Source organism: Pseudomonas sp. FW305-70, from assembly GCF_058783925.1.
Genome location: NZ_JBYSYZ010000010.1, coordinates 173,033 through 182,155 on the forward strand (window position 1 = coordinate 173,033; position 9,123 = coordinate 182,155).

Annotated in this window: 12 protein-coding genes; 6 read left to right on the forward strand and 6 right to left on the reverse strand. The window is 58.5% G+C overall.

From position 1 onward, the window contains the following. From AC3WN7_RS10715 to AC3WN7_RS10735, 5 genes are all read right to left on the reverse strand, one after another. On the reverse strand, nucleotides 1–410 hold a 410-nt coding region (locus tag AC3WN7_RS10715), incomplete at its 3' end, for an Lrp/AsnC family transcriptional regulator (RefSeq protein WP_492575273.1). A gap of 12 nt (nucleotides 411–422) precedes the next feature. Then, complete coding sequence (locus AC3WN7_RS10720; protein ID WP_007986657.1) at nucleotides 423–1,184, reverse strand: ABC transporter ATP-binding protein; 762 nt, start codon at nucleotides 1,182–1,184, stop codon at nucleotides 423–425. Between the two features lie 54 nt (nucleotides 1,185–1,238). After that, nucleotides 1,239–1,949, reverse strand: coding sequence for an ABC transporter permease (locus tag AC3WN7_RS10725; protein ID WP_102675006.1), 711 nt, complete (start codon nucleotides 1,947–1,949; stop codon nucleotides 1,239–1,241). Further along, entirely contained in the window at nucleotides 1,946–2,671 is a 726-nt protein-coding gene (locus AC3WN7_RS10730; protein ID WP_102675007.1) for an ABC transporter permease, read from the reverse strand. The genes AC3WN7_RS10725 and AC3WN7_RS10730 overlap by 4 nt, the downstream gene beginning before the upstream one ends. A 59-nt stretch (nucleotides 2,672–2,730) precedes the next feature. Next, a complete protein-coding gene (locus tag AC3WN7_RS10735) occupies nucleotides 2,731–3,510 on the reverse strand; it encodes a transporter substrate-binding domain-containing protein (protein WP_095966216.1) in 780 nt (259 codons plus the stop codon). A gap of 578 nt (nucleotides 3,511–4,088) precedes the next feature. Between AC3WN7_RS10735 and ocd the strand changes: the two genes are divergently transcribed. The 5 genes from ocd to AC3WN7_RS10760 all read left to right on the forward strand — a co-directional run bounded on the left by ocd (nucleotide 4,089) and on the right by AC3WN7_RS10760 (nucleotide 7,175). Continuing rightward, entirely contained in the window at nucleotides 4,089–5,135 is a 1,047-nt protein-coding gene (gene ocd / locus AC3WN7_RS10740; protein ID WP_102675008.1) for an ornithine cyclodeaminase, read from the forward strand. A 207-nt stretch (nucleotides 5,136–5,342) separates the two neighbouring features. Then, complete coding sequence (locus AC3WN7_RS10745) at nucleotides 5,343–5,618, forward strand: metal/formaldehyde-sensitive transcriptional repressor (protein WP_007974809.1); 276 nt, start codon at nucleotides 5,343–5,345, stop codon at nucleotides 5,616–5,618. 19 nt (nucleotides 5,619–5,637) lie between these two features. Then, the gene (gene dmeF / locus AC3WN7_RS10750; RefSeq protein ID WP_102675009.1) at nucleotides 5,638–6,579 is read left to right on the forward strand and encodes a CDF family Co(II)/Ni(II) efflux transporter DmeF; all 942 of its coding nucleotides are present in this window, start codon (nucleotides 5,638–5,640) and stop codon (nucleotides 6,577–6,579) included. Between the two features lie 39 nt (nucleotides 6,580–6,618). Continuing rightward, complete coding sequence (locus AC3WN7_RS10755) at nucleotides 6,619–6,990, forward strand: hypothetical protein (RefSeq protein ID WP_102675010.1); 372 nt, start codon at nucleotides 6,619–6,621, stop codon at nucleotides 6,988–6,990. A 2-nt stretch (nucleotides 6,991–6,992) separates the two neighbouring features. Further along, nucleotides 6,993–7,175, forward strand: a complete 183-nt coding sequence (locus tag AC3WN7_RS10760) for a DUF1289 domain-containing protein (RefSeq protein WP_015095164.1) — start codon at nucleotides 6,993–6,995, stop codon at nucleotides 7,173–7,175. A gap of 66 nt (nucleotides 7,176–7,241) precedes the next feature. Here AC3WN7_RS10760 and AC3WN7_RS10765 read toward each other — a convergent pair whose 3' ends face one another. Further along, nucleotides 7,242–8,078: an MliC family protein gene (locus AC3WN7_RS10765; protein ID WP_102675016.1), complete on the reverse strand. Its 837-nt coding sequence runs from the start codon at nucleotides 8,076–8,078 to the stop codon at nucleotides 7,242–7,244. 137 nt (nucleotides 8,079–8,215) lie between these two features. Between AC3WN7_RS10765 and AC3WN7_RS10770 the strand changes: the two genes are divergently transcribed. Next, nucleotides 8,216–8,830, forward strand: coding sequence for a hypothetical protein (locus AC3WN7_RS10770; RefSeq protein WP_102675011.1), 615 nt, complete (start codon nucleotides 8,216–8,218; stop codon nucleotides 8,828–8,830). Nucleotides 8,831–9,123 lie beyond the last annotated feature (293 nt).

Sequence of the window (9,123 nt, forward strand, 5' to 3'; positions counted from 1 at the left end):
TCGTCGAACCAGACTTCGGTCAACACCCGGTAATGCTCCATGTCACGGCAGCGCATGCGCAGGCTGTAGTCGAACGCGCCGCTGATCAGGCGACATTCCAGCACCTGCGGGCAGGCGCGGACCTTGGCTTCGAAGGCCTTTTGCGCCGCGCGTCCGCTCTGGTTCGACAACGCCACCAACACCAGCAATGACAAGCCCGGCGTCAGTTTCTTCTCGTCGAGAATCGCACCATAGCCGCGAATGACCCCAAGCTGTTCCAGCTTGCGCACTCGTTCCAGACAAGGCCTGGGGGTCAGGTGCACGCGCTCGGACAGCTTTTGATAGGTGATGCGCCCTTCGTGACGCAACACTTCAATGATTGCCTGATCGATACGATCAAGCACGATCGACAGATCGCGGATATCCGCCATGTACGCCTTGCCTCACTTCAAACGACCCGATAGAAATTGCTGCAAACGTTCACTGTTTGGCCGGTCGAGTATCGTAGCATCACCCTGCTCCTCGACCCGCCCCTGATGCAAGAACAACACCTGGCTGGAGACCTGCCGGGCAAAGCCCATTTCGTGGGTCACCATCAACATGGTCCGGCCTTCTTCGGCCAGTGCCTGAATCACCTTCAGCACTTCACCCACCAGTTCCGGGTCGAGCGCCGAGGTGGGCTCGTCGAACAACAGGATTTCCGGTTCCACCGCCAGGGCCCGGGCGATCGCCACCCGTTGTTGCTGCCCGCCCGACAGAAACGCCGGGTACTGATCGGCCACCCGTTGCGGCAAGCCAACCTTGTCCAGATACGCCCGCGCGCTCTCCTCGGCAGCTTTGCGACTCATGCCCAGGACACGACACGGCGCCAGCACGATGTTCTCCAGCACGGTCAGGTGACTCCACAGGTTGAAATGCTGGAACACCATCGCCAGTCGCGTGCGCAAGCGCTGCAACTGCTTCGGGTTGGCGACACGCATGCCACCGACACCCTGGCGGGTGAGGACTCGCTCGCCATCCAGGGCAATGGCGCCTTCGTCCGCCCGCTCCAGAAAGTTGATGCAGCGCAGCATGGTGCTTTTACCCGAGCCGCTGGCGCCGATCATGCTCACCACGTCCCCTGCCCTCGCGTTCAACGAGACGCCCTTGAGTACTTCGTTGTCACCAAAACGTTTATACAGATTTTCAACGGTGAGTTTGTACATGCGAATACTCCTGGAGCGGCACACTCATCGGTGCCGCTCTGGAAAAAATGGAAGTCAGTGGGCCGGGCCCAGGAAGCTCAGCCAGCGTTTCTCAGCCAGGCGGAACGCACCGACCAGCCCGAACGACAGCACCAGGTACAGCAGACCGGCGATGCCGAAGGCCTGAAAGGTCATGAATGTCGCGGCGTTGGCATCCCTGGCGATTTTCAGGATGTCCGGAATCGTTGCGGTGAACGCCACCGAAGTCGCGTGCAACATCAGGATCACTTCGTTGCTGTAGTACGGCAGCGCGCGGCGCAGCGCCGAAGGCAGGATCAGTTGCAGATACAGGCGCCAGCCACTGAGGCCATAGGCATGGGCCGCTTCGATTTCACCGTAGGGAATGCTGCGGATCGCTCCGGCGAAAATTTCCACGGTGTAGGCGCAGGTGTTGAGGGTAAACGCCAGCAAGGTGCAATTCATGGCATCGCGGAAGAACGCTTCGAGCAATGGCTGTGAACGAACCACGGCAATGCCGTAAATCCCGCTGTAGCAAATCAGCAACTGGATATACAACGGCGTGCCGCGAAAAATGTAGGTAAACAGCTGAACCGGCCAACGCAAAACGCCCCAGCGCGAGACGCGCAAGATCGCCAGGGGCAACGACAGGAAAAAGCCCATGGTAATACTCGCCACCAGCAGCCACAGGGTCATGGCCAACCCGGTGAGGGTCTCGCCGTCGCTGAATAGAAAGGGTTTCCAGTATTCGGCAATCAACTCGATCATCGCGCCATCCCCCGTACACCCTGGTTGTAGCGCCGTTCCAGCACGCGCAATACGTAGTTCGAAGCGCTGGTGATCAGCAGGTAGAGCCCGGCGGCCAACAGCAGGAAATCAAGCATGTTGAACGTACTTTTGCCGGCCTCCTGCGCGACTTTGACCAGGTCCGACAAACCGATGATCGACACCAGCGCCGTGGCCTTGAGCAGCACCAGCCAGTTGTTGCCAAGGCTCGGCAAGGCGAAACGCATCATTTGCGGGAACACCACGAAACGAAAACGCTGCCAACGGTTCAGGCCGAAACACGCGGCGGCTTCCTGTTGACCGCGCGGCACACTGAGAATCGCCCCGCGAAAGGTCTCGGTGAAATACGCCCCGTAGATAAAACCCAGGGTGATGATGCCGGCCACGAATGGGTCGATTTCCATGTAGGGCCAGCCCATGGCTTCGGTCAGGGCGCTGAGCCAGCCTTGCAGGCTGTAGAAAATCAGCAGCATCAGTACCAGGTCGGGCACGCCACGGATCAGTGTCGTGTAAAAGGTCGCCGGCAGATTCAACAGCTTCAGCGGCGACAGCTTGGCCGCCGCGCCGAGCAGCCCCAGCGCCATGCTCACCACAAGCGCGAGCGCCGACAGTTTGAGGGTGACCCAGGTGCCGTGCAGCAACAAAGGGCCATAGCCTTGCAGGGCCGAAAGATCGAGCCCCGGAATATTCAGGAAGGAGTTCACGCCAGTCACCTGTCTTGATGCGCCCCGGTCGCTGCGACACAGCGATCGGGGCGCGAGGATCAGTTGTTGTAGAGGTCCAGGTCACCGAAGTGTTTCTGCTGGATCTGCGCGTAGATGCCCTTGTCGTGCAGGGCCTTGATGGCGGCATTGAGCATGCCTTTGAGCTCTTCGTTGTCCTTGCGCACACCAATGGCGATTTCTGACGGCACCAACGGGTCGCTGATGCCTTCACTGTTGTGGAAGTCAGCCCCTTGTGGCGAGGTCAGGAAACTCATCTGCGCTTGCAGCTTGTCCTGGATCGACGCATCGAGACGGCCAAATACCAGGTCGGCATAGACCTGATCCTGATTCTGATAGGCCCGCAGTTTCACCCCGCCCGGCGCCAGTTTGGCCTTGGCGTAGGTTTCCTGAATCGTGCCCTGCATGTAGCCGATGGTTTTGCCGCGCAGCGACTCTGCGGTAGGCAGCAGTCCGGAGTCTTTGCGGGTAACGATGGCGGTCGGTCCGGCGTACAGGCGATCGGTAAAGTCGATCTGTTTTTTACGCGCGTCGGTAACGGTCATAGAAGATTCGATGGCATCGAACTTGCCGGCCTTGAGCCCCGGAATCAGCCCGTCGAAATCATTACTGACCCACACGCAGGTGAGCTTCAGCTCGGCACAGATTGCATTGCCCAGATCCACGCCGAACCCCTGTACACCGCCATCGGCCGTGGTGGATTCAAAGGGTGGGTAGCTTGGGTTGACGCCAAATCGCAGCTCCTTCCATTCCTTGGCACTGGCGCCCGTGGTGCAGCACAGCAACGCGAGTGCCGGCAAAGTCAGCCATTTGATGTTCATTTTCTTGAGTCCCGGATTATTTGGATTTATCGCGATCCGGCGCTTGCGTCGGACCACACTTTTTTGACAGGGGCAGAGAGTCGATGCGGTCTTCACCGCAGCCGTTTTTGTTGTTGTTATCGACTGGAAGCAGCCAGTCGTCGGAGTTGCACTCCATCTCAAGCGGTGAACGACAACTGCTTGAAACGGACCGCCAGAATGCCAATTGCCGGGAGGGTGCTGGTGTCGTAACCCCCCGTTCAAACAGCCTGCCTGTGCTGAACGAAGGGGTTTCACAGCCGATTCTGTCGTCTGCTGCAAGTGGCTGTTTCTCCGCTTGATGGGAGCGTTACAACCAATGCGATTGCCGTTGAGGCTGACTGATCCGCATAAGGATGGAGCAGTAGCGGGTGCCTGGCCGATTCCGCTGTGCGCGCTCTGTTTTTCGACTTCTCTGGCTGTATCCAGGGCCGGTATTGGCCGAAATCGTCTCGCCATTGCCTCGACAATAAGTAGGTTGCAACCAAACGGACCACCTCATCGCGAACGCGACAGGTCGTCCAGACCGGCACACTAAAAGACGCGCAAAGGAACCCCATATGACCCGTTACATTGACGTAAATGATCTGAGCCTCCTCGTCCGGGAAAACGGCTTACCCAAATGCCTGATCGAAATGGCCGAATACATCCGTCAAGACTACGTACGCTGGCCGGATTTCGAAAAATGCGCGCGCCTGGCAAACCACTCACCCGAGGGCGTCATCGAGCTGATGCCCGTGTCTGATGCCTCGCTCTACGCCTTCAAGTATGTCAATGGACACCCGAAGAACACCCACAATGGCATGCTGACGGTCATGGCGTTTGGTGCACTGGGAGACGTCGATACCGGCAAGCCTGTGTTGCTGAGTGAAATGACGCTGACGACCGCCATTCGCACCGCTGCCACTTCTGCGCTCGCGGCCCGCTACCTCGCCCGACCGGACAGCCGCCGAATGGCACTGATCGGCAACGGCTCACAGAGCGAATTCCAGGCCCTGGCATTCCATACATTGCTCGGCATTACTGAAATCTGTCTCTACGACATCGATCCAGCGGCAACGGCGAAGCTGGTCGCCAACCTGCGGGCCTACCCTGCCATACAGGTGACTGTTGCCAAAACCGTCGCGCAAGCGGTGCGTGGTGCCGATATCGTAACCACGGTCACGGCCGACAAGGCCTACGCAACCATTTTAACGCCTGAGATGATCGAACCTGGAATGCACCTCAACGCCGTGGGCGGCGACTGCCCCGGCAAGACCGAATTGCACCGGGACATTGTGGAGCGTGCGCGGGTCATGGTTGAGTACGAGCCGCAAAGCCGCATCGAAGGGGAAATTCAGCAGATGCCCGCCGACTCTCCGGTGATCGAGTTCTGGAAAGTCGTCACCGGTCAGACCCCAGGTCGCCAGCATGCCGAGGAAGTCACCTTGTTCGACTCGGTCGGCTTCGCCATCGAGGACTACTCCGCCCTGCGCTATGTGCTGGATGTTGCAAAAACGCTCAACATTGGCAGCGATATTCAGCTGGTACCAGAGTTGCAGGATCCCAAGAATCTGTTTTCGCTGCTGCAGCCTTCAGCAACCGCCGATGAAAGACTTCGGGCTTGATTCCACTCAATGGGCCGCAACCCATATGGCAGACTGACGCCTGCCCGGTCGCAAAGTCCGGTCCACGGCCGTAATGCTGATTCTGTAGGAGCATTCTCGCTTTACTGAACAGAATTACGGTCCACGGCCGGGCTTTGGCCGACCTTGCATAGGTATAGGGGGTATGCCTATCATGCACAAAGCATAGGTAGGGGGGGTATACATCCAATGGGCCATATCGCAGCAAACAAAGACGATCTTCTCAAGCGCGTAAAACGCATCGCCGGACAAATCCAGGCCGTTGAACGCGCATTGGAATCGGATCTCGATTGCGCCAGGACACTGCACCTTGTGGCCGCCACTCGCGGCGCCATCAACGGCTTGATGGAAGAAATCATCGAGGACCACGCGCGCGAGCATGTCGCGAACCCTGCGCTGAGCGAAGCGGAGCGCAACAAGGGCGTCGAAGAGTTGCTTGAAGCCATTCGCCGTTACTCCAAGTGAACGCATCCAGGTAGACATCATGAGCAGCCCCCACATCAACTACAGGCACGACCACGTGTTCCTTGGCCCGGCACACGACAAAAATGCCAGGCGTACGCTTTGGGTTGTGGCATTGACCCTTGTGATGATGGTTGGCGAGATCACCGCCGGGTACCTCACGGGCTCGATGGCGCTACTGGCCGATGGTTTTCACATGGCAACCCATGCCGGCGCATTGGGCATCGCGGCGGCCGCTTACGGATACGCAAAACGCCATGCCTACAGCCAGCGCTACAGTTTCGGTACCGGAAAGGTTGGAGACCTGGGCGGGTTCGCCTCGGCGCTGATCCTCGGTATGGTTGCCCTGGGCATTGGCGTTGAGTCTGTCATGCGCCTCTTGCAGCCGACGCAGGTTCAGTTCGGCACCGCGACGCTCATCGCGATTGCCGGTCTGATCGTCAACGTCGTCAGTGCCCTGCTGCTGGGCTACGATCACAGTCATGGGCACCGTCATGGACACGATCATGAGGATCACGGCCATTCCCATGTCCATCCCCATCACAGCAACGACAACAACCTGAAATCCGCTTACGTCCACGTCATCGCAGACGCGCTGACTTCGGTTCTGGCCATTGTTGCACTGCTCGCCGGCCGGTATCTGGGCTGGGTATGGCTGGACCCGGTGATGGGCATCGTCGGCGCCATCGTTATCGCGCGTTGGGCCTGGACCTTGATGGGGACCACCGCCGGTGTGCTGCTCGATCAGACCGATGCGCACGTGGCCGAGGAGATCCGCGATCGGGTCGAGAAACCGGGGGATGCCACCATCACGGACTTGCACGTCTGGCGAGTCGGACCGCAAGCCCATGCGGCCATCGTCAGCGTCCTTGGCGAAGCCACGACGAGCGCCGACAGCATTCGTGAACGTCTCAAGCCGGTGCACGAGGTCAGCCACCTGACGGTCGAGTTTCGATCGGCCTGATCCCGCACCTCCCCACTCTTGTCTCCAAAGGAACCCCTGATGCCACCAGGCAAACGTGAACTGGCGCGGATCGAACGCCGGTTGATCACCACGCTCACCGACGCGTGCGAAACCGCAAAAGGTGAATTCAAAGGCTTTACCTGGCTCACCCACACCGCTGACCTGAATGCGTTGGCTGAAACCCTGAAGGTCACCTGGGTGTTCGAAACCCTGGCTGACAGGCAGCTCGCCCAGGTTCACGCGAAGGCGCGCATCTTTGAGTTGACGGCCATCGCGTTGAATGAGGCCAACATCGACCTGACCCCTTCAGACCGCCATGTCCGCTTCGACTCTGAGGAGGAGTGCCAACGCACTCACGCTGGTGACTGGAAAAGTCGCCTGGCTCAATCACGGGTGGTCAAAGGTGACTGACCATGGCTAAGGAAATCGAAAATCCCTGCATTGCAGTTTGCCAACTCAGTGGTGATCTGTGTGTCAGTTGCGGGCGAAGCAAGGAAGACATCAGAAAGTGGAAACGCATGAAGCGGCCTGAAAAAATGGCCGCTGTGCAACGGGCGAATGTGCGCTTGAAAGGGCTCAGGAAAGCACTGGGTTAACCAAAAAGCGTATTGCGTGTCGTTGATCTCAAAGTTTGAATGCGCGCTTTGATCAAGCGCGCCGTTTCAAGGTTTTCTTTTGCAATGTGACTCGAGCGCACCGTATCCCCACGTGATTATCGTCTCGGCCTGATGCTCCCAAAGGGTCTCATTGCGCCCAAGGTATTTTATGCCACTGCCGCCTGGCTGCTGGTACATCAGCGATACGCTATCGCCACGCTCTGCGATTAGCGTCGGCGGATCGGTTTTGAAGAACGTGGCCGTAACCTCGTTAGCCGGGTTGCCGTCGCACTCGTAGTAAACAGGCCCTGTGCCCGACACCAGCCGGTACCGCGCCTGCAACTCGGCGATGCGACGCTGATATTCCATGCGTACGCATGCACCCGCGTCATCGCTCTTCCAGCAGTCATCGCGCCCCTTGATCCATCCACGCTGCTCTGCTTTCCGCGTGGGAGGATGCTCGTTGCCGGCCTTGATACTCGCACTGGCATACACTTGCGACAGCTTGCGATCGAGTGCGGACAAGTCCTTGTCCTCACAGATCAGCGCTTCGATACTGCCAGGCTCCACCTTGGCGCAATCGTAAGAAGGGCCAGGTGTGACATTGACCGTCAGGGGTTTTCCGGCGTGGCTCCCGTTAGCCCGCATCGCCTTGGTCTGCTGATCAATGTACATGCACCACTCTTCGGAGCTTCGTTCAGGGACGTTTGCCCCACCGCGAACTCCTAACTTGAACTCGATCACCGATTTCCATTCGTCGGAGCCCATATCCGGCCCGTGCCCTTGCGCATCGGCCGTTTGCAGTCGCTTGTCGATCGCTTGGTACCAGGCGTCGGAGCATAGGGTTTGCGCCTGGGCAAATCCCGTGGCGCCAACAAGAAACAAGGCAAGATACTGGGTCATGTGCAGTCCTTTTTGATCCGGGCAGTCGTCAAACAACGGCATAGGCCGGTTACTCAGTCAACGAGCGCTTCTTTGCGAGTTTCTCAAATCATCCATCGGGTCGACCATAACGGAACGGTACCGGTTACACCAACGACGTGGTCCTCGCCGACTTCAAAGAGATGGCCGTGGAAGCCAGGTTAAAAGTAGTGCCCTATTCACGCTGTAAGTACATGGAGCTCAGCAGCCAGGTCGCCGCTTGCTTCAACATGAGCTGGCAACCCGAATTCCAGGGCAAGATCAAACTGGCGGCGCGACCGATATTCAAGGTCAGTAACGATGCTTTTGAATCCATCAATGCGCCCTTGCCGAAGACCCCGGACGGTCAATGTATTTTGCCGCCCGGCACCGTCGTCGGCATCACCAGAGATTACGAATACTCAGCCCAGGTCATGGCGCTCCAGACCTCAGGGGGAGTGTTCGAGAACTCCCTCTCAGACTTGACGAGCCTCCAAAAACTCGCTGCTCGACGCTTTCAGGCAGCCGTGATCATGAGCAACGACCTCGAGGTCAGAAACCGAAAGGCTCAGCAGTCAGGGACAGAAGATACCGTGCGCTTCGCCTTCAATTGCGGTCTGGTGAACTCGACGATAGGTTTTAGCCTGTCCCATCCAGACGGATTGCGAGCACTGGACATCTATGACGAGGGCTATCGACGCATCGAGGCCAACGGTGTGCTTGAGAGGCTTCGGCGGCGCTGGTTTCCGGAGTAGTGAATCGCCCCGTGTTTCATGGAATGAGGTTTTTACGCACCCCGGGAAACTGTAGGAGCCAGCCTGCTGGCGATAGACTCCAGTGCGCCGCGTTCATCCAGCTCACACGCGTTATCGTTAACGACCATCGCTGGCAAGCCAGCTCCCACAAGGGAACGTGCCCACGCTGAAGCTGTAGGAGCCAGCTTGCTGGCGATGGACTCAAGCGCGCCGCGTTCATCCAGCTCACACGCGTTATCGTTAACGACCATCGCTGGCAAGCCAGCTCCCACAAGGGAACGCGTCCACGCTGA

Excerpts from the sequence above, each read along its gene's own strand:
- AC3WN7_RS10760 (WP_015095164.1), top strand. The coding sequence starts at position 6,993 with ATGGCTAAGGAAATCGAAAATCCCTGCATTGCAGTTTGCCAACTCAGT.
- AC3WN7_RS10755 (WP_102675010.1), top strand. The coding sequence starts at position 6,619 with ATGCCACCAGGCAAACGTGAACTGGCGCGGATCGAACGCCGGTTGATC.
- AC3WN7_RS10765 (WP_102675016.1), bottom strand. The coding sequence starts at position 8,078 with ATGACCCAGTATCTTGCCTTGTTTCTTGTTGGCGCCACGGGATTTGCC.
- AC3WN7_RS10745 (WP_007974809.1), top strand. The coding sequence starts at position 5,343 with ATGGGCCATATCGCAGCAAACAAAGACGATCTTCTCAAGCGCGTAAAA.
- AC3WN7_RS10725 (WP_102675006.1), bottom strand. The coding sequence starts at position 1,949 with ATGATCGAGTTGATTGCCGAATACTGGAAACCCTTTCTATTCAGCGAC.
- dmeF (WP_102675009.1), top strand. The coding sequence starts at position 5,638 with ATGAGCAGCCCCCACATCAACTACAGGCACGACCACGTGTTCCTTGGC.
- AC3WN7_RS10735 (WP_095966216.1), bottom strand. The coding sequence starts at position 3,510 with ATGAACATCAAATGGCTGACTTTGCCGGCACTCGCGTTGCTGTGCTGC.
- AC3WN7_RS10720 (WP_007986657.1), bottom strand. The coding sequence starts at position 1,184 with ATGTACAAACTCACCGTTGAAAATCTGTATAAACGTTTTGGTGACAAC.
- ocd (WP_102675008.1), top strand. The coding sequence starts at position 4,089 with ATGACCCGTTACATTGACGTAAATGATCTGAGCCTCCTCGTCCGGGAA.